The following is a 23,813-nucleotide window of genomic DNA, read 5'->3' as shown; positions in this document are numbered from 1 at the left end:
GAACGACCACCTCACGCGGTCCACGCCCGCGCGGCGGGCCCCTGCGCAGAGACGGAGCCCGCGGCTTTTCCTCATGCGCGCCGCGCGCATGGCGGCAGCGTGCCGAGACGAACGGTTTTTCGATGCTCGAACTCGTCGTTGCGCTCGCCATGGCGGCGGTGTTGGCGTCGTATGCCATTCCGTCGTATCGCGCTTACTCCGCGCGAGGCCACCGGATCGATGCGGTGATCGCGTTACATCGCGCCGCGCAACACATCGCCGCCAATCCGGCGTCGATATCGGCACCGCCTCGCTTGCCGCCCGGTCTCGAGAGCGTGTCGGCGCGCGGCACGATCGTCTATCGACTGGAATTGTCGTTGAGCGGGGACGCGGGCGGGGAATATGAGCTGAAAGCGATTCCCGACGCACAAGGCCCGATGGGCGGCGACCCATGCGGGACGTTCGTGCTCGACACGCTCGGCGTGCGCTCGAATCGAAATCCGGCACTGGGCGGCGCCGGCATCGAGCGATGTTGGTCGGGACGGGCGGCGTAGCGTAGTACGGCGGCTGTCTGGAGGGGCTGGAGGCGCCAGGCGGCGCCCGCGTTCAGCCGCTCGTCTCGTCGGCTCCGTCGTCTTCGTTGCGTTTATTCGAGAAATGGCTCCACGCGCGCAGTCCCGCGTAGGCGGCGGCGCCCAAGGCCCCCCACTTGAGTAGCGGTTTGGCGCCCGTGACCGTCGCGCGCAGCGGCTTGCGCAACATCAGCGACGCAAGCGAGGTGACGAGCGGATGATGCAGGACCCAATCGCTGATCGTCGCGTTGACGCCGCGTCCCGCCGCTTTGCCGCGCACGGCACCCAATCCCGGCACGAGCAGCTTGATCCAACCGAGGTTGGCGAATTTCCGATGCAGCTCGGCGCGTGCTTGCATGAATTCCGCGCGCTCGACCTCGGCGCGCAGCAACAGCAACTCCTTACGGACCGCGCGCATCTGCGGGGTGCTCGGGTCCCGCACGGGAGAGCGCTTGCGGTGTGCCGAGCTTGACGAGGGGGTTGAGTTCATAGGGGCGCAGGTTCGGACATCCAAAAGGGCCGGGGATCGCAATGAGGCGCACGGCGCCCGGCGAGGTGAGTTCGACGCGCGGGCGCGGCATCCATCACGGTTCGCGGAACATGTCGCGGTCCTTCTCGAATTCGTGCAAGGTCGCCTCGAATACGATCGGCGCGGCGTGCAATCCGCTGCGCGCGCGCAGCGCGCAGATCACCGCCCCGATCGCGTAGACGCCGGTAATGCCGGCCAGCACTTGCCAGCGGTATGTATCCCAGAAGGCGACGGCGACGAGGGCGGTCAAGCTGATGAGCGCCATCATCGCGAACATGACGGCGACGAGCCCGAGGAAGATCACGGCGATGATGCGCTCGCGCTCCTCGGCCAACTCGATGCCGATCAGCTCGAGGCGCGCGTGAAACAGGGCGACGATCGATCCGATCATGCGGCGCAACGGCCCATGATCGGCATGCTGCGAATGGGTATCGTTTGGCATGGATTGTCGAAAAAGCATGCAATGCGACGGCCGGCATGGCCGGCGCCGAGCGCAACATCTTGGCTCGGCGCCGGCCATGCTCGGCAAAAGCCCGCGAAAAAAGAAGGACGCGGGCCGCCCTTCGCGCGCGGCGCGTTTTACTTGCGGTTGATGAGCAGCCCGACGAGCACACCCACGCCGGCCGCGATACCGATGGCCGTCCACGGACGTTCGTGCACATAGTCGTCGGTGGCGCGCGCGGCCTTCTTGCCTTTCTCGACCACGACCACTTGGACGTCCGCCGCTTTTTCCTTCGCTTGCTTCAGGCGGCCGAGCGCGGTCTCGCGCAATTCGGAAGCGCGTTCGCCGGTGGCGCTTGCGGCTTGCTTCAAAAGGTCCTCGGCGTCGGCGAGGACGGTTCTGATATCGGACATCAATCTCTCCTTGTTGACTTCTGACATTAGAGCCCCCTTGTATCGTGCACGCGTGCATCGTACCAAAGATAGGTCGATCGGCGGTGCGCTGCGGTGTAGTTCGCGGTTCGCACGAATCGTTCCCGGCGGCGCACTCGTAGTATGCAAGCCTCGATGTACCGCGACACGACGTAGGTCAAGGGATCGACACTGTCGTCGCGGGCGAGGCGAAATTACAAAGCGAACGGCAGTCGAGCGCATTGGCGACCATGGGGCCCAAAACGACACCGGCCGCGCACTCGGGAAGTGCGCGGCCGGGTTTCGACGCGGCTAAGGCGAGATTTGTCTGACCTGCCTCAGAAGAACGCCTGAATCCCCGTTTGCGCCCGGCCAAGGATCAGGGCGTGGATGTCATGCGTGCCTTCATAGGTGTTCACGACTTCGAGATTGACGAGATGGCGCGCCACGCCGAACTCGTCCGAAATGCCGTTGCCGCCGAGCATGTCGCGCGCGAGCCGCGCAATGTCGAGCGCCTTGCCGCACGAGTTGCGTTTCATGATCGAGGTGATTTCGGTTGCCGCGGTCCCTTCGTCCTTCATGCGGCCGAGGCGCAGCACGCCTTGCAAGCCGAGCGTGATCTCGGTCTGCATATCGGCCAGCTTCTTCTGGATCAATTGGTTGGCGGCGAGCGGGCGGCCGAACTGCTTGCGGTCGAGCACGTATTGACGGGCCGTGTGCCAGCACGACTCCGCCGCGCCGAGCGCGCCCCAGGCGATGCCGTAGCGTGCCGAGTTCAGGCAGGTGAACGGGCCGCGCAGGCCGCTCACGTTCGGCAACATGTTCTCCTGCGGCACGAAAACCTCGTCGAGCACGATCTCGCCCGTGATCGAGGCACGCAAGCCGACCTTGCCGTGAATAGCCGGCGCCGTGAGCCCCTTCCAGCCTTTTTCGAGGATGAAGCCTCGGATCGTATCGGCGCCGTTCTCATCGAGCTTCGCCCAGACCACGAACACGTCGGCGATCGGCGAATTCGTGATCCACATCTTCGCGCCGGACAGCGCGTAGCCCCCGTCGACCTTGCGTGCCCGCGTCACCATGCTGCCCGGATCGGAGCCGTGATTCGGCTCGGTCAAGCCGAAGCAGCCGATCCATTCGCCGGTGGCGAGCTTCGGCAGGTACTTCGCTTTTTGTACCTCGGAGCCGAACTCGAAGATCGGCACCATGACGAGCGAGGACTGGACCGACATCATCGAGCGGTAGCCCGAATCCACACGCTCGACCTCGCGCGCGATCAGGCCGTAGCTGACGTAGTTCAACCCCGGGCCGCCGTACGCATCGGGGATCGTCGGGCCGAGCAGACCCAATTCGCCCATCTCCCGAAAAATCTCGATGTCGGTCCGCTCGTGACGGAACGCCTCGGTGACGCGCGGCAGCAGTTTGTCCTGCGCGTACGCGCGCGCGGCATCGCGCACCATCCGTTCGTCTTCGTTCAACTGCTGATCGAGCAGCAGCGGGTCGTCCCATTGAAACCGGGCGGCGTCGGCCATCGTCATCTCCTTTCAATGCTTGACTAAAGTTCCGCTATGCAGAACACTGTTTTGCAAACCATGGCCGAGTTTATCACCCACCGATGCGCGCATCCACCTTTGAACCATCGCCCGATTCCGCCGTCGAGGCCCAGCCGCTCACGGCGGAAGTGGACGAACGCAAGTTCGTCGTCGCGTTGGCTCGCGGGCTCGAACTGCTGCGCGCGTTCAGGCCGGGCGATACGCTGCTCGGCAATCGCGATTTCGTCGCCCGCACGGGGCTGCCCAAGGCGACCGTCAACCGGCTCGCCTATACGCTGACGGTGTTGGGCTATTTGCGTTTGGACGAGACACTCGGCAAGTACGCGCTCGATGCGGGCGTGCTGTCGCTCGGGTTCGGGCTGCTCTCGGGCACCGATACGCTCGAATTGGCGCGTCCGCATATGCGTGCGCTGGCGCGTGAGGTGGGGGCGGCGGTCTCGCTCGGCTGCCGCGACGGTCTGGACATGATCTATCTGGAGACGATTCGCAGCGAAACGGCACTGACGCTAGGGCTCGCGCCGGGCTCGCGGCTCTCGATGCTGACGAGTTCGATGGGCCGGGCCTATCTGGCCGTCATCGGCGAGGGCGAGCGCGAGGCGCTGCTGGCGGAGTTGCAAGCAGGCGTGGGCGAGCACGCCGCGCAAGCGCGCGCGGCCCGGGCCGAGATCGCGGCGTTCGCCCGCGAGGGATGCTGCTTTTCGTTTCGCGACTGGCACGACGACGTGAACGCCGTGGCCGTCCCGTTTCGCGACCCGCGCGACGGCCGCTGGCTCGTGCTGAGCTGCAGCGGCCCGGCCTCGTCGATGGGGGAAGCGGTATTTCGCGAACGGATCGGCCCGCGTTTGCGCGCCTTGGCGCGGCGCCTGGACCAGGCGCGCTAGCGAAGGGCGTACGCCTTCCTAGGCTCGAACAGCGGCCCCTGCACGAAACGGGCGCCGAACTGCGCCAGCGCATCGAACTGCGCTTCCGTGGCGACACGATCGAAGATCAGCGGAATGCCGAGCCGGTTGGCGTACGCGATGAGCGGCTTGGCCATGGCGTCGCGCAATACGGCGCCGCCGTCGATTTTGATGAAGTCGAGCCGGGCCATATCCGATACCGACAAGATGTGCCCCGCATTGGGCAGATTGCCCGCCACCTTGAAACCGTAGCGCTGGTAGCTGTTGGCCAAGTACCCGAGGAACGTGCGGTGGGCCACGGCCGCGCTCGGCAACTCGATGATCACGCGCGCCGGATTGAGCCCGAAGCCGACCAGTACCGACGAAAAATGCTGCCCGTGGTCGTACTTGACGCTCTTGAGCAGGCGCTCATGGACGCGCAAAAACAACAGCCCGTGCCGCTGCGCGCCGAAAAAATTCACGGCGTGCAGCGTGCGCGCGAGACGGTCGAGCGCGACGAGTTCGCGGTCGTCGGTGACAGTGTCGAACGGATCGAACCCTTCACCGTCCACGCGTTCGGTCAACGCCTGGAAGCCCAGTTCGTCGCCGAAGCGATCCGCTTGTTCGGGCGAACTCCATAGCGTCTGCATGCCGCTCATGCTGACGTCGAAGATCGGCTGATAGGCGCTTTGCAGCCGCACGTCACCGAAACTGGCAAACGCCACCTGCTCGCGCTCATCGAGCGACAAGTGCTCGCGCAAGGAGGGGTGGTCGGCGGCTCGCGCAACGAGCGAGGAAATGGTTGGCGGGATCATCGGGGGAAAGAAGGCACGCGGACGATAGTACCAGGCCGCGCGTCATTGGCATCAGCTCATTCCTTATATCGACAGTAGCGCACATCGTTCCATCGGGGTTTACGTTGATTTAACGATGCGTAATCCGTTTTACTATTCGTAAATTCCATCGCGCGACCGATCGACGCGCGGCGAGGTGACCGCATATCTCAAAATAAGGAGACCTGAACGATGAGCAGCGAGCCGGCGCAAGCCGACACCATCGAAGTCGAGCGCGTGCTCGACGGCAAGCACCATCCCGCCTTTCATTTCATGCTGCTGGCGCTGACCGCGCTCGCGCTGGTGATCGACGGCTTCGACGCGCAAGCGATGGGCTACGTGGCACCGAGCGTGATCGCGGAATGGCACGTGTCCAAGGCGGCGCTCGGCCCCGTCTTCAGCGCGAGCCTCGTCGGCATGCTGCTCGGCGCGCTCGGTTTGTCGGTGCTGGCCGACCGTATCGGCCGCCGGCCGGTGCTGATCGGCTCGACGCTGGCGTTTGCCGTGCTCATGCTGGCCACGCCGTACGTCAGCACGATTCCCCAGTTGATGGCGCTGCGCTTCGCCACCGGTCTGGGGCTCGGCTGCATCATGCCGAACGCGATGGCGCTCGTCGGCGAGTTCTCGCCGCAGGCGCATCGCGTGAAGCGGATGATGCTGATTTCGTGCGGTTTCACCGTCGGCGCCGCCCTCGGCGGGTTCGTCAGTGCCGCGCTGATTCCCGGCTACGGCTGGCGGTCGGTGTTTTACGTGGGCGGCGCCGTGCCGCTCGCGCTCGGCGTCGCGATGCTGTTCGCGCTGCCCGAATCGCTGCAGTTTCTCGTGCTCAAGGGGCGCATGGAGCGCGCCAAGGCATGGCTTGCGACATTCGATCCCACGCTCCGAATCGGCTCGGCGACGCGCCTCGTCGTGCGTGAGCGCAACGATGGCGGTGCGCCCGTGGCCGAACTGTTCCGAGCCGGCCGCACCCCGGTCACGCTGCTCCTGTGGGCGATCAGCTTCATGAATCTGATCGATCTGTATTTCCTCTCGAATTGGCTGCCGACGGTCATGCGCGCCGCGGGCTACGCCCCCGGCACGGCCGTGCTCGTCGGCACGACCCTGCAAACGGGCGGCGTGATCGGCACGCTGATGCTGGGCTGGTTCATCGAGCGTTACGGTTTCGTGCGCGTGCTGTTCGTCTCGTTTGCCGGCGCCGCGCTATCGGTCGGCATGATCGGCAGCGTGGCGCACGTGCTGCCGTGGCTGCTCGTCGCCGTGTTCGCCGGCGGTTTTTGCGTCGTCGGCGGCCAGCCCGCCGTCAACGCGCTCGCGGGCCAGTACTACCCCACGGCGCTGCGTTCGACCGGCATCGGCTGGAGCCTGGGCATCGGCCGGGTGGGCTCGGTGCTGGGACCGCTCGTGGGCGGCCAGTTGATCGCGCTGCAATGGTCGGACGCCGCGCTGTTCCGTGCGGCCGCCGTGCCGGTGCTGTGCTCGGCGCTGTTCGTCATCGTGCTCGCCGGGGCGAGGCGCGCTCGGCGCGCAGACGCGCCGGCCGCCATCTGATGCCTGATGCCCGAGCGGAGCACGCATCGATTCATCGTTTAACGGAGAACCCTGTCATGCAAGATGTCTCTCGCCGCGACGTGGAGCCCGGCTATCAGTCGGGTTTCGCGAACGAATTCGCCACCGAGGCGTTGCCCGGTGCATTGCCGGTCGGCCGTAACTCGCCGCAGCGCGCGCCTTATGGGCTTTACGCTGAACAACTCTCCGGCACGGCCTTCACGGCGCCGCGCGCGCATAACCGCCGCACTTGGCTCTATCGCATCCGGCCGGCCGCGGTGCATCGGCCGTTCGAGCCGTTCGTCTCGCGCAGTGGGGCCGGCCACTCGCGGCTCGTCGCCAACTTCGCCGAGACGCCGGCCACGCCGCCCAATCAACTGCGCTGGGACCCGCTGCCGATGCCGTCCGAGCCGACCGACTTCGTCGAAGGTCTCGTTACGATGGCCGGCACCGGTGCGGCCGAGGCGATGTCGGGCTGCGCGATTCATTTGTATGTCGCGAACCGCTCGATGGCCGATCGCTTCTTCTACAACTCCGACGGCGAGCTCCTGATCGTGCCGCAGGAAGGGCGGTTGCGAATCGCCACCGAAATGGGCGTGCTCGACGTCGAACCTTACGAAATCGCTGTCGTGCCGCGCGGTGTGCGCTTTTCGGTGACGCTCGTCGATGGCGAGGCGCGCGGCTATGTCTGCGAAAACTACGGCGCGCTTTTGCGTCTGCCCGATCTCGGCCCGATCGGCTCGAATGGGCTCGCCAATCCGCGCGACTTTCTCACGCCGCATGCCGCGTACGAGGATCGAGAAGGTGCGTTCGAACTCGTCACGAAGCTGAACGGAAATCTTTGGCGCGCCGATATCGGCCATTCGCCGCTCGATGTGGTCGCGTGGCACGGCAACTATGCGCCGTACAAGTACGATCTGCGCCGCTTCAACACGATCGGCTCGATCAGTTTCGACCATCCCGATCCGTCGATCTTTCTCGTGCTGCAATCGCAAAGCGATACGCCGGGCGTCGATGCGATCGACTTCGTGATCTTCCCGCCGCGCTGGCTCGCCGGCGAAGACACGTTCCGCCCGCCCTGGTTCCACCGCAACGTCGCGAGCGAGTTCATGGGGCTCGTGCACGGGGTGTACGACGCCAAGGCCGAGGGCTTCGTGCCGGGCGGCGCGAGTCTGCACAACTGCATGTCCGGACACGGCCCCGACGCCGGCACGTTCGAGAAAGCCTCGGCGATCGATACGAGCAAGCCGCAAAAGGTGGGCGATACGCTCGCATTCATGTTCGAGACGCGCGCGCTGCTCAAGCCCACGCGCTTCGCGCTCGCCGGCGCGCAGTTGCAAGCGAACTACTTCGAGTGCTGGCAGGGCTTGACCAAGCATTTCAATCCGGAGCAGGCATAAGCATGACCGAAGATCTCTCGACGGCGCTCGTGCAAACGCGCGATCCCGCCAAGCGTAGCTGGCTCGCCTCGGCGAACGACGCGGCCTGCGATTTCTCGATTCAAAACTTGCCGTTCGGCATCTTTAGCGATGTGCGCAATCCGGCGCCGCGCGCGGGCGTGGCGATCGGCGATTGGATCGTCGATCTGGCCGCGTTGCGCGCGGCGGGCCGGCTCGAGCTCGATGCCGAGGACGACGTATTCTCCCGTGGTTCGCTCAATGCGTTCATCGCGCTCGGGCGCGACGCGTGGCGCAGCGTGCGGATCCAGTTGAGCGCGCTGCTCGAGGCGGCATGCCCGGCGCTGCGCGACGACGCGGCGTTGCGCGAGCGCGTCTTCGTGCCGATGCAAAGCGCGACGATGCATCTACCGGTCGATATCCCCGGCTATACCGACTTTTATTCGTCGAAGGAGCATGCGACGAACGTCGGTTCGATGTTCCGCGACCCGAAGAACGCGTTGTTGCCGAATTGGTCGGAAATGCCGATCGGCTATAACGGACGGGCGTCCTCGGTGGTGGTGAGCGGTACGAGCGTGCGCCGGCCGATGGGGCAATTGAAGCTCCCCGACGCGGACCGCCCCATCTTCGGCGCTTGCCGCAAGCTCGACATCGAACTGGAGACCGGCTTCATCGTGGGCCAGGGCAACGCACTCGGCGAACCGATTGCCTGCGGCGAGGCCGAGGACCATATCTTCGGCATGGTGCTGCTCAACGACTGGAGCGCGCGCGATATCCAGCAATGGGAATACGTGCCGCTCGGCCCGTTCAACGCGAAGACGTTCGCCACGACGATCTCGCCGTGGATCGTGACGCTCGACGCACTCGAGCCGTTTCGCGTCGCGCAGCCGGAGCAGACGCCCGAGCCGTTGCCTTACCTGCGGCAGGCGGGCGAGCATGCATTCGACGTCGCGCTCGAAGTGCGGCTGCGTCCCGAAGGCGCGAGCGAGGCGACGACGATCGCGCGCACGAACTTCAAGTACATGTACTGGTCGATGGCGCAGCAGCTCGCGCATCACACGGTATCGGGCTGCAACACGCGCGTGGGCGATTTGATGGGCTCGGGCACGATCAGCGGGCCGGCGCCCGATTCGTTCGGCTCGCTGCTCGAACTCACCTGGAACGGTACGCGGCCGCTTGCGCTCGAAGGCGGCGAGACCCGGACCTTCATCGTCGACGGCGACGAACTCACGCTTGCGGGTTGGTGCCAGGGCGACGGCTATCGCGTGGGCTTCGGCACGTGTGCCGGCAAGATCTTGCCCGCTCGCGGCTGAGCGCAGGTCACACGCTACGCCGGGTCGTCTCCGCCATCCGGCTCGCCATGGCGTCCGGCACCCGCGGCGAAACGCGCCGCGCCGGCGAGCCCTTCGTCGATGAGGGCGCGATAGCCGCCCACGCCTTCGCGGCGCAGCGCGTCGGCCAGATCGTCCAGCGCGCTGTTGTCGATCGCGGAGCGACGGTCGGCGAGTAGGGCAGCTTGCGGCAACGCCGCAAGCTGCGCGGCCAACGCTTCGGCGGCCGCCCGCGCTTCGCCAGTTCGCACCACGCGATTGGCGAGCCCGATCGCCAGGGCTTCCTCGGCATGCACCGGCCGCCCCGTCAAAATCAAATCCAGCGCGCGCGATAGCCCGATCAAGCGCGGCAAGCGAATCGTGCCGCCATCGATCAGCGGCACGCCGAAGCGCCGGCAAAACACGCCGAGCACGGCGTCCTGCTCGATCACGCGCAGATCGCACATCGCCGCCAGTTCCAGCCCGCCCGCGACGGCATGACCGGCGATCGCGGCCACGACGGGCTTGGCCAGCATCATGCGGGTCGGCCCCATCGGGCCCGGCCCGGCGCCGTCGGGCCGCACGGCGTTGCGCCGGCTTTCGTCGCTCATGGCCGTCAAATCCGCGCCCGCGCAGAAGGTGCCGCCGGCGCCGAACAATACGCCCGCGCGCCAGTCGGGCTCGGCCTCGAAACGCGCGAATGCGTGGCTTAGCGCCAAGGCGGTCGGACCGTCGACGGCGTTTTTGCGCTCCGGCCGATCGAGCACGATTGTTGCAACGCCTTGAGAAGACGCCTCGATCCGAACGTGCGCACCAAAGGTTTCTCGCATGACTCGTCTCTCCTAGTGAGACCCCGCGACGGGCTATGTTCAGATCGTAGTGTCATATTTGTCACGGCACTGTCATCATCCGGGGATATGCTCGCGCGTTTCCTCGGCGAAACGAACGCCGACGGACCGGCGCCACCGCGCCGGCAATGCCAACAATCATACGTTCGTCATGTCCACGTCCGCATTGATCCATGCGGTTGCTCTCGCACCTTCGGCCGGCTCCGATCCCGTCTGGCTCGTACCGCTTGCCAACCATCCCTACTACGAACACGTCCGCTTGAAACGCGTCTTCGAAGACGACCAGAGCCGCCACCGTGTCGTGATCGTCGACGCCCTGAAGCTGCTCGAATGCGCGGGGCGCGACGATACCGACTACGTGCTGCCGCCCGTCGGCGATTGGCACAGCGGCAAGGTCAAAGGCATTCGCGACTTTCTCGATCCCGACAACGAGCGCATTCCGGCGATGCCTTACGTGACGATCGAGGCGCGCCGCGCGCGCGGCATCCTCGGCTGGCTGCGGCTCAAACGCGAAGGCGTCGTCGGGTTCCGCAACGGCCAGCACCGGGCCCGGTATCTGGCCCATGCCGGTGCGGTGGCGTTTCCCGTCGAGGTGCATGAGCGCGAGGCGGCCCTGCTGCAAAGTCTATGCGGCTATGTCGCTCCTCCCGCGCCCGTGGTGGACGGTCTGTCGGCGCGCCCGCCCGAATCGCCGCCGTCCATTGCTTGACGCGCGAACGGGCCCCGATGCCCGCTTCGGTAGAAAATACTTGCGAACGGTCGCAAATGGGGCAATGATCGAGACTCCCCTCGCCGCATTGCACCAATTCGGTCACGCGCCGCGCGCCAAAGCGCGGCGGGGGCGGCTTTACCCGAGATGATCCTTCCCCCGCCAACCGCCTAGACGCCCAAGCTATGTCCAGCAACGAGTCATCCATCCCTTGCCCCGACGTCGTATCGCTCGACGCGATCCTCCCCGAAGAACCGCTATTGATGATGGGCGCCGGCCCGGTGCCGATCCCGGCGGCCGTCGCCAAAGCCAACGCCATCGTCATCAATCACCTCGGGGCGACGATGTCGAAGGTGATCGGGCAAGTGAAGGAGATGGCGCGCTACGTGTTTCAGACTCGCTCGAAATGGGTCTTGGGCGTCGCCGGTCCCGGCTCGGCCGCGATGGAGATGGCGATCTCCAATCTCGCGTGGCCGGGCACGCGCGTGCTCTCGATCAAGAACGGCTTTTTCAGTGCGCGGATGGGCGAGATGGCCAAGCGCTGCGGTGCGCACGTCGCCACGCTCGAGGTGGCCGACGGTGCCGTGGCCAGTCTCGCCGATGTGGCCGAGGCGCTCGCGCGCGAGCAGCCCGAGATCGTGACGATCGTGCAAGGCGAGACGTCGAACACGGTCTGGAATTACGAGTTGAAGCAAATCGCGGCGCTGGCGAAGGCGGCGGGCGCCCTCGTCGTCGTGGATGCCGTTTGCACGCTGAGCACGATGCCGCTCGAAATGGACGCTTGGGGGATCGATGCGGTGATCACGGGCGGGCAGAAAGGGCTGTCGTCGATCCCGGGCGTCTCGCTGATCGCATTCTCGGACGCGGCGTGGTACCGCATGAAGACGCGCCCGCAGCCGGGCGCGCATTGGTGCCTCGACGCGTCGCTCGCCGAGAATTTCTGGCACAACGCGGGATATCACTACACGGCGCCCGTCTCGGGCGTGCTGGCGTTGCACGAGGCACTGCGGCTCGTCTGCGCCGAGACGTTGGAAAAGCGCTTCGCGCGCCATCTGAAATGCTCGTTGGCGTTGCAAGCGGGCGTCTCGGCGATGGGGCTGGCTCTGTTCGCGCCCGAACCGTGCCGTCTGAACTCGGTCGTCGGTATTTCGACGCCCGCGCAGCTCAGTCCGGCCGACGTCTGCGGCCATATTTCCCGCCATCATCAAGTGGAGATATCGGGCTCGTTCGGGTTGCCGATCGTGCGGATCGGGCAAATGGGCGAGCAGTGCCGCGAACATAACTTGTTCCGTACGCTGCATGCGCTGGGTCGCACGATGCTCGAGTTGGGCGCGCGCGTGGATTTGCCTGCCGGCGTCGCGGCGCTCGAACATTCGCTTTCCGAAAGCGCGCGCGGCCGCTGAGCCGCGCAGGCGGGGCCGTCGAGCCGGACGGGCGCGGCCCCGCAGCGCTTCACGCGAGCGCGATCAGCGCCGTGCCCGTCAGCGCGAGGGCGCCAGACCAAATCCAGTCGAAATTGATCCAGCCTCGCCGCAACATGCCGAGGCCGAGATATTCATAAGCCGCGAACGCGATCGCCGCGCTGGTGACCGATGCGACGAGCGTGTGCACGAGCGTGACGAGCGCGGCCGGGCCGAGCGTGCCGGCGAGGCTCGCCCCCGCGGCCGCGCCGCACAAGGGCATCAACGCGGGCACGAGCATGAGGCCCGCGCCGTGAACGGTGGCGGTGGCCGCCGACCAAAATGCGAGCCCCGCGGCGCCCGCCGTCATGCCGACGCGCACGCGATGCCGGTGGCCATACAGCAGGTGATAGACGGCCCAGCCCAGCAGTACGAGGCCGGCGACGATTTTCAACGAACCGGCGTGCACGGCGAGCCCGAGGGCGAGGGCCGACGAGGTCACGACGAAGATCGACGCCGCATGGCCCAGCGCGAGCGGCGGCAAGGCCGCCACGAGCGCGGCGCGGCTTTGCCGCTGCAAACCGAGCGCCGTGGCGAAGAGCCAGCCCATTGCCGGATTGACGCCGTGAAAAACGCCGCTGCCGACGACGGCGAGCCACGGCGCGACCGTGCTCGCATGCAAGCTCCAACTCATGGTTGCGGCGGCTCGGTCAACGCCGCGCCGCCGGGCCGTGCGTACATGTGCGGGATCGTTTCGGTCACGGATAGCAATACGAGTCGGAGGACGCGTCGCCGCCTTCGAGGCGGATCTGATGCGGCCGATGGCTCTTGGGCCACTCCAGATAAAACTCGCGATCGAACGCAAGACCGCTGCCGTCCGGGGCGTCGAGCTTGACCATCCAGCCGTCGATGCCGTCGGGATAGAACTGCTCGTCGATGGCGCCGTACAGCGAATTGGTGAAATAGACGCGGCGGCCGTCACGGCTCACCTCGACCATCTGCGGGCCGCCGTTCAACGGCTCGTTGCCGCTGCGCGGATGCGGCGTGCGCCCGGCGATGCCGCCGATCCTGACCGAGCCGACGAGTTCGGGATGATGCGGATCGGAGACGTCGTAGCGTCGCATCTCCCCCGTGCCCCAACAGGCGACGTACAAGAAGCGGTCGTCGAGCGAGAGCGCGATGTCCGTCACGAGCGGCGGCACTGCGCTGAAGCGCTTGAGCATCGGCGGCAGCAAGGCGGGATCGGCCGGTTCGGCCGGAATTTCGATGACCTTGCGCGCCGCCCAGCGATCGCCCTCGCGGTACCAGGTCCAGATCGATGCCGACAGGTCTTTCAAGCTGATCACGGAATTGACGAACCCGTGCGCCTTGGTCGGATCGTGCGCGGGCCGCAACTCGAACACGAGTTGGTTTTCCTCGCCGAAGTCGATCGTTTGCTTGTGCTTGCGCGTGTTCAAGTCCCAGAAATGCAGCCGGTGTCCGTATTTGCCGCCGAGCAGCAACTCGGGCACGAGGCCGTTTTCGAACGTGGCCGGCAGACCCCACTCGCTCGACACGAGCGTGTCGTAGCCCAGATGCCACCAGGCGTCGTAGGCGATTTGCTGCGGTCCGCGGTCGATCTCCCATTGGCCGCGGATGTCGAACGTATCGTGGTCCATCAAGAAAATGCCGCCGGGCGCATCGCCTTCGGCGTTCGCCAGCGACACGACGAAGATGCCCTGCGGACCGCAGTGAACGGTATGCGGCCGCGTATAGCCCGATTTCCCGGCAACCTCGTCGGGCTCGAGCACGCGCACGATCTTCGGGCGGCGCGGGTCGGGCTTGGTGTCGAGCACGTGAATGCGCGAACTGCGCAGGCCCGGCACGATTAGATAGCGGCGTTCGGAATGCGCATGCGGCGCATTGGGGCAAAGATGAGAGCTGCATGCATTCCAGCCGAAATGATGCAATTCATCGCCGATATTGGGCATGGCGACGCGCTCCACGATTTTGCCGTAATCGGGAGAGCCGGGATCGAGATCGACGACCGCCAGCTCATCCGGCACGCGGCGCGTGGGATCGAAGCTCGCGACGTAGGCGAGCGTTTCTCTCGGGGCTTGCGCGGCAAGCCGTGCAGAAGGGTAGAACGTCGGATCGGGTTTCCAGGACGACATAGCCCTTGTCCTCACTTTGTGGGATGAGGCGCATATCGTAGGAGTCGATCGAAGGAAAAAGCAAGAAAGGAAAAGGAATAAGAATAAAAGAAAGGCCGGAAAATAATTCCGGGTCGATTTGCCTATCAATTATGGTGGTTGTTATTTAATGAAAGGCATGAATCGGTAGCAAATGACTAGGTGAGGCTTTCTGTATTCGGAAAGCGGCAAAGAGGAACGCCGATCTCGGCGGCGAGACGCGCCGATATCCGATTGCCCGGCGGTCGCGACCGCCCCGGTGCGGCGGCGAGCCGCCCGGATCGTCGCTGCGCCGCTACGCTGCGCTCAGGCCGCTGCGGCGAGGCGGCGCCCGCGCGCGTGACGCAGATAGAGGCTCAGCGAGAGCGCGGCCGCGGCGGCCGCGGCGATCGCCGCGACGAGGAACACGGAAGGGTAGCCGAACGCGCCGGCCACATAGCCGGCGAGCGGGCCCATGATCCCCAGCGATAGATCGAAGAAGACCGAGTAGGCGGCGAGCGCGGCGCCGCGGCTAGCCGGCGGAACCAGTTCGACGGCTTCGACGCCGAGCGACGGAAACACGAGCGCGAAGCCGAACCCCGTCACGGCCGCGCCCAGGAGCGCCGCGTGCGGCGCCGGGGCGAGCCAGAGGGTGAGGAGGCCCGCGCATTCGAAGGCGAACGAGACGAGGGCGACGCGAAAGCCGCCATAGGTGCGGATAGCGTTGGCGAACAGCAACCGCGCGCCGACGAAGAACGAACCGAACAGCGTCAGCGCGAGCGCGGCGTGCGACCAGCCGCGCGCCGCGTAATACAGCGCGATGAAGGTCGCGATGGAGCCGAAGCCGGCGGTGCCGAGCGCGAGCCCGACGCCGTGCGGCAACACGCGTACGAAGACGCTCGCGTAACCCATGCGCTCGCCGTGCACGAGCGGTACGCCCTGCAGCTTGCGCGCAAGCACGTAGCCGATGGCGGCGAGCGCGATCGTTGCCGCGCCGAGGGCCCAGGGGCCGATCGCATGATCGAGCGCGGCGCCCACCGGCGCGCCGATCGCGAGCGCACCGTAAGTGGCGATGCCGTTCCACGAAATCACGCGCGCGTTGTGCACGGCCCCGACGCGGCCGATTCCCCAGAGGATAGCTCCCGTTCCCACGCAGCTTTCACCGAACCCGAGCGCGAAGCGGCTCGCCACGAGCACGGCGAGGCTCACGCCGGGCCAGCGCTGACAGGCGATCGCGAGCGCAAGCAAGACGCCGCTGCCGCAGCAGGCCGCCAGGCCGATCGCCACCGTGCGCTTGGGGCCGAGGGTGTCCGAGAAACGTCCCGCCTGTGCCCGCGAAAACAGGGTCGCGGCATATTGGACGCTAACCGCCGCGCCCGCGAGGATCGAGCCCAGGCCGAGCTGGGTCTGGACGAAGCCGGGCAGCACGGGCAGAGGCAACCCGATGATCAGGTAGCAGATGAACGTGAAAAAGACGATGGGAACGATCTGAGCGGTGGCGGCGCGATCGGACAAGACGGGAGAGGCGGCGGACATGGGCGGACAGATAGACGGTGCGGTGGCGATGGTAAGGGAAAACCAGAGTTGAAGCCAGGCCGCTAGTGTGAATCGATGCGTTATTGTGACATGGAACCGGTTCCTTTGCCGAGTGCGAGCTTCCGGGCCGCCGGGGGGCGGCGGCTGACGGTGGCTGTCATATCGGTGCAAGAGTATGAGCGGCATGCGAGGCCACCTATGGGTTGCGCATATTGGCGGTGTTAGTTTTCGATCAAACGACAAACACACGTGTCTTCCGGTTTTTCGCATCCCACGACCATGAGCCAATCGATCCGTTTTTATCACCGCAACGCCATCCGCGAAGTCAGCGACGCGCCCGTCACGCGCACCGTTTTGCAATATCTGCGCGAAGACGTGCAATGCACCGGTACGAAAGAGGGCTGCGCCGAGGGTGACTGCGGCGCGTGCACCGTCGTCGTCGCCGAACCCGACGGGGCGGGCAGCCTGCGGTTCTCGGCCGTCAACGCCTGCATCCAATTCCTCCCGACGCTCGACGGCAAGGCTTTGTTTACGGTCGAGGATCTGCGTCAGCCCGACGGCTCACTGCACCCGGTGCAGCAAGCGATGGTCGATTGCCACGGCTCGCAATGCGGTTTTTGCACGCCGGGCTTCGTCATGTCGATGTGGGCGCTGTACCGCAAGCATGGCGGCGAGGGCCAGCCGCCCTCGTGCGCCGCGGGCGGGGAGGCGGGCTGCGCCGGTGCCTGCGCGCCGTCGCGCGCGGAAATCGCCGACGCGCTGACCGGTAATCTGTGCCGCTGCACGGGCTATCGGCCGATCATCGAGGCCGGTGAGCGGATGTTCGAGCTGCCGAGCCCGAAGGCGCCGATCGACGTCCCCGCGCTGGCCCGAACCCTGGCTGCGTTGCAGCGCGAGGAAACCTTTCATTACGAGTACGGCGGCGATGCGTTCGACGCGCCTCGGACGCTCGATGCCCTCGCGGCGCTCAAACTCGAACGTCCGGCCGCGCGCCTGCTCGCGGGCAGTACGGACGTCGGCCTGTGGGTCACGAAACAGATGCGCGCCCTTGGCGATATCGTCTATGTCGGCCGTGTGGCCGAACTTCAACGGATCGAGACCTCGGCCGATTGGATCGAGATCGGCGCAGGCGTCACGGTGGAGCGGGCCTACGCCGAGCTCGCCGGCCATTACCCCGAACTGACCGAGATGTGGAAGCGCTTTGCTTCGCTGCCGATCCGCAATGCGGGCACGCTCGGCGGCAACGTCGCGAACGGCTCGCCGATCGGCGACTCGATGCCGGGGTTGATCGCGCTCGGCGCGCGTGTCGTGCTGCGCGGCGGCGAGATCGAGCGTGAATTGGCGCTCGAAGACCTGTACCTCGCTTATCAAAAGAAGGACATGGCGGAGCACGAGTTCGTCGCGGCGTTGAAGGTCCCGACGCGCACGGGCGAACGTGAGGCGCTGCGTTTTCGGACCTACAAACTGTCCAAGCGATTCGACTCCGATATCTCGGCCGTGTGCGCCGCATTCTCGTTCATCGCGGACGGCGACACGATCCGCTCGCCGCGCATCGCGTTCGGCGGCATGGCCGCCACGCCGAAGCGCGCGACGGGGGCGGAAGGCGTGCTAGCCGATGCGAGCTGGCACGAAGCGACGGCACAGGCGGCGATGCAGGCGCTCGCTCGCGACTACGCACCGCTCAGCGATATGCGGGCGACGAGCGAGTACCGCCTGCAAACCGCGCAAAACCTGCTCTATCGCTTCTGGCTGGAGACCCGCCCGAACGATCCGCTGCCGCCGCAAGCACTGAACGTACGGCTGGCCGATCTCGAGACGCCCGCCTGAGCGCCCCAAAAGAAGCCTGCAAGAAAGACGACAGAACAGAGACAGCCATGAACCAGCAAGCCGAACCGTTTTTGACCGAGCTCGCCCGTGACGAGCACGAACGCACGGCATTTCGCCAAGTGCACGTGTCGCGTCCGCACGAATCCGCGCACCTGCACGTGAGCGGCCGCGCCACCTACACCGACGACATTCCGCTAGTCGCCGGCACGCTGCATGCCGCGCTCGGCATGTCGCCGAAGGCGCACGCGAAGATCGTTTCGATGAACTTCGATGCCGTCCGTGCGACGCCCGGCGTCGTCGCGATCTTCACGGCCGACGACATTCCCGGCGAAAACGAGTGCGGGCCGATCGTTCACGACGATCCGGTGTTGGCCGACGGCATCGTTCAATACGCCGGGCAGCCGATGTTCATCGTCGTGGCTACTTCGCACGACACCGCGCGCCTCGCCGCGCGGCGTGCGCAAATCGAGTTCGAGGAGTTACCCGCGGTGCTGACCGCGCAAGCCGCGCGCGCCGCCAATCAATCGGTCATGCCGCCGATGAAGCTCGCGCGCGGCGAAGCGGCGGCGAAGATGTCGCGCGCGGCGCATCGCGCCAGCGGCGAACTCTTGCTCGGCGGCCAGGAGCAGTTCTATTTGGAAGGGCAGATCGCCTACGCCGTGCCCAAGGACGACGACGGCATGCACGTATGGTGCTCCACGCAGCACCCCACCGAGATGCAGCACCACGTGGCGCACGTGCTCGGCGTCGCCTCGCACAACGTGCTGATCGAGTGCCGCCGGATGGGCGGCGGCTTCGGCGGCAAGGAATCTCAATCCGCGCTGTTCGCGTGCTGTGCGGCGCTCGCGGCTTGGAAGCTCCTGTGTCCCGTGAAGCTGCGCCCGGACCGCGACGACGACATGATGATCACGGGCAAGCGCCACGACTTCCATTACCGCTACGACGTGGGCTACGACGACGATGGCTTGATCGACGGTGTCAGCGTCGATATGACCTCGCGCTGCGGTTTCTCGGCCGATTTGTCCGGCCCCGTCATGACGCGTGCCGTTTGCCACTTCGATAACGCCTATTGGCTTCCCGACGTCGACATCGCGGGTTTTTGCGGCAAGACGAACACGCAGTCGAACACCGCGTTCCGCGGCTTCGGCGGTCCGCAAGGGGCCTTCGCGATCGAATACATCATGGATAGCGTCGCCCGTTCGCTCAAGCTCGATCCGCTCGAAGTGCGCCGGCGCAATTTCTACGGCAAGACCGAACGCAACGTGACGCCCTACGGGCAAACGATCGAGGACAACGTCATCCACGAGCTCGTCGACGAACTCGTCGCGACGAGCGACTACCATCGCCGCCGCGAGCAAGCGCGCGCGTTCAATGCGGCGAGCCCCGTGCTCAAGAAGGGCATCGCGATCACGCCCGTGAAATTCGGGATCGCGTTCAACGTCGCGCACTTCAATCAGGCCGGCGCGCTCGTGCATATCTATACCGACGGCTCGGTGCTCGTGAATCACGGCGGCACCGAGATGGGCCAGGGCCTGAACACGAAGGTCGCGCAAGTGGTGGCGCACGAACTCGGCGTGGGCTTCGCGCGCGTGCGCGTGACGGCCACCGATACGAGCAAGGTGGCCAATACGTCCGCCACCGCCGCTTCGACGGGCTCGGACCTGAACGGCAAGGCCGCGCAAGACGCCGCGCGCCAACTGCGCGAGCGGCTGGCGGCGTTCGCGGCCGATCGCTTCGGCGAGGGGAGCGTGGGGCCGAGCGACGTCGTCTTCGCGAACGATACGATTTACGTCGGCGAGCTCGCCTTGCGGTTCGAGGAGGTCATCGCCAAAGCCTACCTGGCGCGCGTGCAGTTGTGGTCGGACGGCTTTTACGCCACGCCCAAGATTCATTGGGACCAGCAAAAGCTGCAAGGGCGGCCGTTTTACTACTACTCGTACGGCGCGGCCGTGTCCGAAGTCGTCATCGATACGCTCACGGGCGAGATGCGCGTCGTGCGCGCCGACGCGCTGCACGACGTCGGCGCTTCGCTCAATCCGGCGCTCGACATCGGGCAGGTCGAAGGGGGCTTCATCCAGGGCATGGGCTGGCTCACGACCGAGGAGCTCTGGTGGAACGCGGGCGGCAAGCTGATGACGCACGCTCCCTCGACCTACAAGATTCCGACCGTGAACGACTGCCCGCCCGATTTGCGCGTGCGTTTGTTCGACAACCGCAACGCGGAGGACAGCATTCACCGCTCGAAAGCGGTCGGCGAGCCGCCGCTTCTGTTGCCGTTTTCCGTGTTCTTCGCGATTCGCGACGCCGTCGCGAGCGTGGGCGATTACGAAGTGAATCCGCCGTTGAACGCCCCGGCCACGGCCGAGGAGATCCTGAAGGCGGTGGCCGCCGTGCGAGCGGCACGCGCGGGGAGTGCCGTATGAAACCGTGCTCGTTCGCGCCGGCGCCGAGCGCGAGTGCGCCGCCGCTGCACGTCGTGCTGTTCGGCGCCGGACACGTCGGCCACGCGCTCGTGACGCTGCTCGGCACGCTGCCTTGCGTCGTGCAATGGGTCGATGCGCGCGACGAATGTTTCCCCGACGAGGTGCCGGCGAACGTGCAGATCGAGGCCACCGATACGCCCGAAGCCGTCATCGATGCGGCGCCTGCCGGCGCCTGCCTGCTCGTGATGACGCACAATCATGCGCTCGACTTCGCCTTGGCCGAGCGCATCATGCGTCGCCGCGACTTCGGTTACTTCGGCATGATCGGCTCGAAGACCAAGCGCGTGAAGTTCGAGCGGCGTTTGATCGACCGCGGGGTCGAGCCCGAGCGCCTGCACGAGATGGTGTGCCCGATCGGCGTGCCGGGCATCGTCGACAAAGCCCCGTCCTCGATCGCGGTGGCCGTCTGCGCCCAGTTGATGCAAGTGCGCGCGCGACGCCAGCGGGCGCTTGCGGCGACCGGTCAGGACGCAAGGTCCGCGCCGCCACGCGTATCGGCGCACCCATAGCCGCTCGCGGTCCCGCTTTCGCGCTTTTTTGCAGGCGCGGGCGAGCTTGCTCGCAGCATTTTCCTTCGGCATCCCTTATGCTGCTCGGCGATGCGCTGTGCAGCGGAATTGCGTTGGCCCCCTCCCGACCGAGGTGCCGCGCGCTTCCGCGCCCGGCCAGAGCGCGCCTGTCGCGCGCCCAATCGATCGAGGAACCCGCCATGAGCCGTTTGTTCGAGCCGATGACCATCGGCAAGCTTGCGCTGTCCAACCGCATCGTGATCGCCCCGATGTGCCAATACTCCGCCGAAGGGGGGAGCGCCACCGACTGGCACATGATCCATCTCGGCCATCTTGCGCTGTCGGGCGCCGGCATGCTGATCCTCGAGGCGACGGCCGTCTCGCCCGAGGGCCGCATCTCCGCGAGCGATCTCGGCCTTTATTCGGACGATAACGAAACGGCGCTCGCGCGTGTGCTCAAGGCCGTGCGGACGTACTCGCCGATCGCGGTGGCCGTGCAACTCGGGCACGCGGGCCGTAAGGGATCGAGCCGCTCGCCCTGGGAGGGCGGCGCGCAAATCCGCTCCGGCGAACCGCTCGGCTGGAAGACGGTGGCCCCATCGCCCGTGCCGCATGCCAGCGACGAAGAGGCGCCGGTCATGCTCGATCGCGCGGGCATGGACAAGGTGCGCGACGACTTCGTGGCCGCGGCCGAACGCGCGGCGCGACTGGGCATCGACGGCATCGAAATCCATGCGGCGCACGGCTATTTGCTGCATCAGTTTCTTTCGCCGCTCGCCAACCATCGAGACGACGAGTACGGCGGCAGCCTAGAAAACCGGATGCGCTTTCCGATCGAGGTATTCGAGGCCGTGCGCGCCGCGTTCCCCGCCGAACGCCCGGTTTGGGCCCGCATCTCGGCGACTGACTGGGTACCGGGCGGTTGGGACGTGGAAGGCACGGTGGCTTTGTCGAACGAATTGAAGGCCCGCGGCTGCGCAGCGATTCACGTGACGACCGGCGGCGTCTCGCCCGAGCAGGCGATCAAGCTCGGGCCCGGCTACCAAGTGCCGTACGCCCAGCGCGTGAAGGCCGAAGTGGGCCTGCCGACGATCGCGGTCGGTCTCATCACCGAAGCGCGGCAGGCCGAGGCGATCATCGCCAATGGCGAAGCCGATGCCGTGTCGCTCGCGCGGGCGATGCTCTACGATCCGCGCTGGCCCTGGCATGCGGCCGCCGAGCTCGGAGCCCGCGTGCATGCGCCGAAGCAATACTGGCGCTCGCAGCCGCGTGAGTACAAGGACCTGTTCGTCGACGCGGCCTTCGGTAAGCGATAACGATGCCGCAGGGTCAAGACCCGCCGCGCAAGCCGCGGCTGCCTCGTCTGCCGAAGGCGCTGCGCGCGCCGCGGCCGCCGCGCTTCGTCGCGCGCGTCATTGCGATTTCTTGGCGCGATCTGGCCGTCTCGACCGGGCCGATCCTGCTGATCTCGGCCGCTGCGATCTGGCTTGCCATTCGGCTGATCCAACCCGCCCCGCCGAGCACGCTGACGATCACGGCCGGGCCGGTCGGCAGTTCGTTTTGGAATGCGGCGCAGCAATACAAAACGATCCTCGCGCGCAACGGGATCGCGCTGCAGGTATTGCCGTCCGCGGGATCGCTGCAGAACCTCGAACGGCTGTCCGATCCGAACTTGGCCGTCGACGTCGGTTTCGTCCAAAGCGGGGTCTCGCTCGCGTCCCAAGGCGCGCAGGCGGCGAGCGCATCGCAAGCGGCGGCGGCGTCATTGCCCGCTGCGCCAGTACCGGCCAGCGCCTCAGCGCAGGCGAGTGCCGCAAGTGCCGCAAGTGCCGCGGGTACATCGACTACGACCGGCGGCGAGCCGCCCGCGCAGCAGCGCAACGGCGCCCGCCTCGTCTCGCTGGGCAGCGTCTCTTATGTCCCGCTCGTCATCTTCTACGAGGGGCGCGAGCGCTCGCGTTTGTCGGCGTTCTCGGGTCAGCGGCTCGCGATCGGCCCCGAGGGCAGCGGCACGCGCGCGTTGGCGCTGGCGCTGCTGCGCGCCAACGGCATCGTGCCGGATGAGGGCACGACGCTGCTGCCGCTCACGGGCGAAGCGGCGGCGCATGCGCTGACGGAGCATCGGATCGACGCCGCGTTCCTCGCCGGCGATTCGGCGCAGCCGCCCGTCATGGCCAGGCTGTTGCGCACCCCGGGCGTGCGGCTTTTCTCGTTCTCCCAGGCTCGCGCGTATGCGCGCCGCTTTCCGTATCTGACCGATATCGAGTTGCCGATGGGGGCCTTCGATCTCGGCAAGAACTTGCCGCCGGCGCCCGTGCACACGATTGCGCCGACCGCCGAGCTCGTCGCGCGCGACTCGCTGCATCCGGCGCTCTCCGATCTGCTGATCGAAGCGGCCAAGCAAGTGCACTCACGCGCGAACCTCCTGCAAAACGCCGGCGAATTTCCGTCGCCGGTCATGCACGATTTTCCGATCAGCGACGATGCCGCGCGTTACTACAAATCGGGCAAGAGCTTCCTGTATCGTCTGCTGCCGTTTTGGCTGGCCAGCCTCGTCGACCGGCTGATCGTGTTGATCGTGCCGATCATCGTCGTCTTGATCCCCGGTGTCAGATTGATCCCCTCCTTGTACGCCTGGCGTGTGAAGTCGCGCATTTACCGATGGTACGGCGCGCTGATCGCGATCGAGCGCTCGGCCCTCGACGAAACGGCCAGCGAAGAGGAACGCACCGCATCGCTCGCCAAGCTCGTCGAGATCGAAGCCGCCGTGAACCGGCTGAAGATGCCGCTCGCGTACGCCGATCAGTTCTACGTGCTGCGCGAACATATCGGATTCGTGCGCGCGCGGCTCGCGCAAGCGTGGGGCGAGCGCGCGCATACGGACACGGAGGCGGGCGGCGCGTAAT

21 protein-coding genes are annotated in these 23,813 nt (G+C 66.4%); 12 read left to right on the top strand and 9 right to left on the bottom strand.

The window, feature by feature from the left end; translation table 11 throughout:
• The first annotated feature begins 41 nt into the window (after positions 1–41).
• The gene (locus C0Z18_RS23515; RefSeq protein WP_408647105.1) at positions 42–533 is read left to right on the top strand and encodes a type IV pilin protein; all 492 of its coding nucleotides are present in this window, start codon (positions 42–44) and stop codon (positions 531–533) included.
• Between the two features lie 52 nt (positions 534–585).
• Here C0Z18_RS23515 and C0Z18_RS23510 read toward each other — a convergent pair whose 3' ends face one another.
• From C0Z18_RS23510 to C0Z18_RS23490, 4 genes are all read right to left on the bottom strand, one after another.
• Complete coding sequence (locus tag C0Z18_RS23510) at positions 586–1,041, bottom strand: DUF3318 domain-containing protein (RefSeq protein ID WP_146014084.1); 456 nt, start codon at positions 1,039–1,041, stop codon at positions 586–588.
• 94 nt (positions 1,042–1,135) lie between these two features.
• Positions 1,136–1,522: a phage holin family protein gene (locus C0Z18_RS23500; RefSeq protein WP_102647845.1), complete on the bottom strand. Its 387-nt coding sequence runs from the start codon at positions 1,520–1,522 to the stop codon at positions 1,136–1,138.
• Positions 1,523–1,659: 137 nt separating this feature from the next.
• Positions 1,660–1,962 carry a DUF883 family protein gene (locus tag C0Z18_RS23495; protein ID WP_102647844.1) on the bottom strand — a complete coding sequence of 101 codons (303 nt, stop codon included), beginning with the start codon at positions 1,960–1,962 and terminating at the stop codon, positions 1,660–1,662.
• A gap of 308 nt (positions 1,963–2,270) precedes the next feature.
• On the bottom strand, positions 2,271–3,461 hold the full coding sequence (locus C0Z18_RS23490; RefSeq protein WP_102647889.1) for an acyl-CoA dehydrogenase: 1,191 nt from the start codon (positions 3,459–3,461) through the stop codon (positions 2,271–2,273).
• Positions 3,462–3,544: 83 nt separating this feature from the next.
• Between C0Z18_RS23490 and C0Z18_RS23485 the strand changes: the two genes are divergently transcribed.
• Positions 3,545–4,363 carry an IclR family transcriptional regulator gene (locus tag C0Z18_RS23485; RefSeq protein WP_102647843.1) on the top strand — a complete coding sequence of 273 codons (819 nt, stop codon included), beginning with the start codon at positions 3,545–3,547 and terminating at the stop codon, positions 4,361–4,363.
• Here the strand turns inward: C0Z18_RS23485 and C0Z18_RS23480 are convergent.
• Positions 4,360–5,175, bottom strand: coding sequence for an EAL domain-containing protein (locus C0Z18_RS23480; RefSeq protein WP_102647842.1), 816 nt, complete (start codon positions 5,173–5,175; stop codon positions 4,360–4,362). The genes C0Z18_RS23485 and C0Z18_RS23480 overlap by 4 nt on opposite strands.
• Before the next feature lie 210 nt (positions 5,176–5,385).
• On the opposite strand from C0Z18_RS23480, the gene C0Z18_RS23475 reads away from it, so the two are divergent.
• Genes C0Z18_RS23475 through fahA form a run of 3 tightly spaced genes read left to right on the top strand, consistent with a single transcriptional unit; the run spans position 5,386 to position 9,448 of the window.
• A complete protein-coding gene (locus C0Z18_RS23475; protein WP_102647841.1) occupies positions 5,386–6,741 on the top strand; it encodes an MFS transporter in 1,356 nt (451 codons plus the stop codon).
• A gap of 56 nt (positions 6,742–6,797) precedes the next feature.
• Positions 6,798–8,138: a homogentisate 1,2-dioxygenase gene (gene hmgA / locus C0Z18_RS23470; protein ID WP_102647840.1), complete on the top strand. Its 1,341-nt coding sequence runs from the start codon at positions 6,798–6,800 to the stop codon at positions 8,136–8,138.
• 2 nt (positions 8,139–8,140) lie between these two features.
• Positions 8,141–9,448: a fumarylacetoacetase gene (gene fahA, locus C0Z18_RS23465; protein WP_102647839.1), complete on the top strand. Its 1,308-nt coding sequence runs from the start codon at positions 8,141–8,143 to the stop codon at positions 9,446–9,448.
• 14 nt (positions 9,449–9,462) lie between these two features.
• Here the strand turns inward: fahA and C0Z18_RS23460 are convergent, their stop codons facing one another.
• On the bottom strand, positions 9,463–10,275 hold the full coding sequence (locus tag C0Z18_RS23460) for a crotonase/enoyl-CoA hydratase family protein (RefSeq protein WP_102647838.1): 813 nt from the start codon (positions 10,273–10,275) through the stop codon (positions 9,463–9,465).
• A gap of 169 nt (positions 10,276–10,444) precedes the next feature.
• On the opposite strand from C0Z18_RS23460, the gene C0Z18_RS23455 reads away from it, so the two are divergent.
• Positions 10,445–11,002, top strand: a complete 558-nt coding sequence (locus tag C0Z18_RS23455; RefSeq protein ID WP_233217453.1) for a plasmid fertility inhibition factor family protein — start codon at positions 10,445–10,447, stop codon at positions 11,000–11,002.
• A gap of 185 nt (positions 11,003–11,187) precedes the next feature.
• Entirely contained in the window at positions 11,188–12,405 is a 1,218-nt protein-coding gene (locus tag C0Z18_RS23450) for a pyridoxal-phosphate-dependent aminotransferase family protein (RefSeq protein WP_102647837.1), read from the top strand.
• 49 nt (positions 12,406–12,454) lie between these two features.
• Here the strand turns inward: C0Z18_RS23450 and C0Z18_RS23445 are convergent, their stop codons facing one another.
• From C0Z18_RS23445 to C0Z18_RS23435, 3 genes are all read right to left on the bottom strand, one after another.
• Positions 12,455–13,096, bottom strand: coding sequence for a hypothetical protein (locus tag C0Z18_RS23445; RefSeq protein WP_102647836.1), 642 nt, complete (start codon positions 13,094–13,096; stop codon positions 12,455–12,457).
• Between the two features lie 64 nt (positions 13,097–13,160).
• A complete protein-coding gene (locus C0Z18_RS23440) occupies positions 13,161–14,555 on the bottom strand; it encodes a selenium-binding family protein (protein ID WP_102647835.1) in 1,395 nt (464 codons plus the stop codon).
• Between the two features lie 324 nt (positions 14,556–14,879).
• Positions 14,880–16,088 carry an MFS transporter gene (locus tag C0Z18_RS23435; protein WP_102647834.1) on the bottom strand — a complete coding sequence of 403 codons (1,209 nt, stop codon included), beginning with the start codon at positions 16,086–16,088 and terminating at the stop codon, positions 14,880–14,882.
• A 279-nt stretch (positions 16,089–16,367) separates the two neighbouring features.
• On the opposite strand from C0Z18_RS23435, the gene xdhA reads away from it, so the two are divergent.
• From xdhA to C0Z18_RS23410, 5 genes are all read left to right on the top strand, one after another.
• A complete protein-coding gene (gene xdhA / locus C0Z18_RS23430; protein WP_102647833.1) occupies positions 16,368–17,915 on the top strand; it encodes a xanthine dehydrogenase small subunit in 1,548 nt (515 codons plus the stop codon).
• A gap of 47 nt (positions 17,916–17,962) precedes the next feature.
• Positions 17,963–20,338 carry a xanthine dehydrogenase molybdopterin binding subunit gene (gene xdhB, locus C0Z18_RS23425; RefSeq protein ID WP_102647832.1) on the top strand — a complete coding sequence of 792 codons (2,376 nt, stop codon included), beginning with the start codon at positions 17,963–17,965 and terminating at the stop codon, positions 20,336–20,338.
• Entirely contained in the window at positions 20,335–20,907 is a 573-nt protein-coding gene (gene xdhC, locus C0Z18_RS23420) for a xanthine dehydrogenase accessory protein XdhC (protein WP_102647831.1), read from the top strand. Before xdhB ends, xdhC begins: the two co-directional genes overlap by 4 nt.
• Positions 20,908–21,107: 200 nt before the next feature.
• Positions 21,108–22,223: an NADH:flavin oxidoreductase/NADH oxidase gene (locus C0Z18_RS23415; protein ID WP_102647830.1), complete on the top strand. Its 1,116-nt coding sequence runs from the start codon at positions 21,108–21,110 to the stop codon at positions 22,221–22,223.
• A 2-nt stretch (positions 22,224–22,225) separates the two neighbouring features.
• On the top strand, positions 22,226–23,812 hold the full coding sequence (locus C0Z18_RS23410; RefSeq protein WP_102647829.1) for a TAXI family TRAP transporter solute-binding subunit: 1,587 nt from the start codon (positions 22,226–22,228) through the stop codon (positions 23,810–23,812).
• Position 23,813: the final 1 nt, after the last annotated feature.

The sequence above is a fragment of the Trinickia dabaoshanensis genome (genome assembly GCF_002879885.1).
Taxonomy (GTDB): Bacteria; Pseudomonadota; Gammaproteobacteria; order Burkholderiales; family Burkholderiaceae; genus Trinickia; species Trinickia dabaoshanensis.
Note: the sequence above shows the minus strand (reverse complement) of the source record. Positions and strands in the feature narration are given on the sequence as shown.

Coding starts and splice junctions, on each gene's coding strand:
- C0Z18_RS23410 (WP_102647829.1), top strand. CDS start 22,226: ATGCCGCAGGGTCAAGACCCGCCGCGCAAGCCGCGGCTGCCTCGTCTG.
- xdhA (WP_102647833.1), top strand. CDS start 16,368: ATGAGCCAATCGATCCGTTTTTATCACCGCAACGCCATCCGCGAAGTC.
- C0Z18_RS23480 (WP_102647842.1), bottom strand. CDS start 5,175: ATGATCCCGCCAACCATTTCCTCGCTCGTTGCGCGAGCCGCCGACCAC.
- C0Z18_RS23510 (WP_146014084.1), bottom strand. CDS start 1,041: ATGAACTCAACCCCCTCGTCAAGCTCGGCACACCGCAAGCGCTCTCCC.
- C0Z18_RS23460 (WP_102647838.1), bottom strand. CDS start 10,275: ATGCGAGAAACCTTTGGTGCGCACGTTCGGATCGAGGCGTCTTCTCAA.
- C0Z18_RS23415 (WP_102647830.1), top strand. CDS start 21,108: ATGAGCCGTTTGTTCGAGCCGATGACCATCGGCAAGCTTGCGCTGTCC.
- hmgA (WP_102647840.1), top strand. CDS start 6,798: ATGCAAGATGTCTCTCGCCGCGACGTGGAGCCCGGCTATCAGTCGGGT.
- C0Z18_RS23450 (WP_102647837.1), top strand. CDS start 11,188: ATGTCCAGCAACGAGTCATCCATCCCTTGCCCCGACGTCGTATCGCTC.
- C0Z18_RS23440 (WP_102647835.1), bottom strand. CDS start 14,555: ATGTCGTCCTGGAAACCCGATCCGACGTTCTACCCTTCTGCACGGCTT.
- C0Z18_RS23490 (WP_102647889.1), bottom strand. CDS start 3,461: ATGGCCGACGCCGCCCGGTTTCAATGGGACGACCCGCTGCTGCTCGAT.
- C0Z18_RS23495 (WP_102647844.1), bottom strand. CDS start 1,962: ATGTCAGAAGTCAACAAGGAGAGATTGATGTCCGATATCAGAACCGTC.
- fahA (WP_102647839.1), top strand. CDS start 8,141: ATGACCGAAGATCTCTCGACGGCGCTCGTGCAAACGCGCGATCCCGCC.
- C0Z18_RS23435 (WP_102647834.1), bottom strand. CDS start 16,088: ATGTCCGCCGCCTCTCCCGTCTTGTCCGATCGCGCCGCCACCGCTCAG.
- C0Z18_RS23500 (WP_102647845.1), bottom strand. CDS start 1,522: ATGCCAAACGATACCCATTCGCAGCATGCCGATCATGGGCCGTTGCGC.
- C0Z18_RS23455 (WP_233217453.1), top strand. CDS start 10,445: ATGTCCACGTCCGCATTGATCCATGCGGTTGCTCTCGCACCTTCGGCC.
- xdhB (WP_102647832.1), top strand. CDS start 17,963: ATGAACCAGCAAGCCGAACCGTTTTTGACCGAGCTCGCCCGTGACGAG.
- C0Z18_RS23485 (WP_102647843.1), top strand. CDS start 3,545: ATGCGCGCATCCACCTTTGAACCATCGCCCGATTCCGCCGTCGAGGCC.
- C0Z18_RS23445 (WP_102647836.1), bottom strand. CDS start 13,096: ATGAGTTGGAGCTTGCATGCGAGCACGGTCGCGCCGTGGCTCGCCGTC.
- xdhC (WP_102647831.1), top strand. CDS start 20,335: ATGAAACCGTGCTCGTTCGCGCCGGCGCCGAGCGCGAGTGCGCCGCCG.
- C0Z18_RS23475 (WP_102647841.1), top strand. CDS start 5,386: ATGAGCAGCGAGCCGGCGCAAGCCGACACCATCGAAGTCGAGCGCGTG.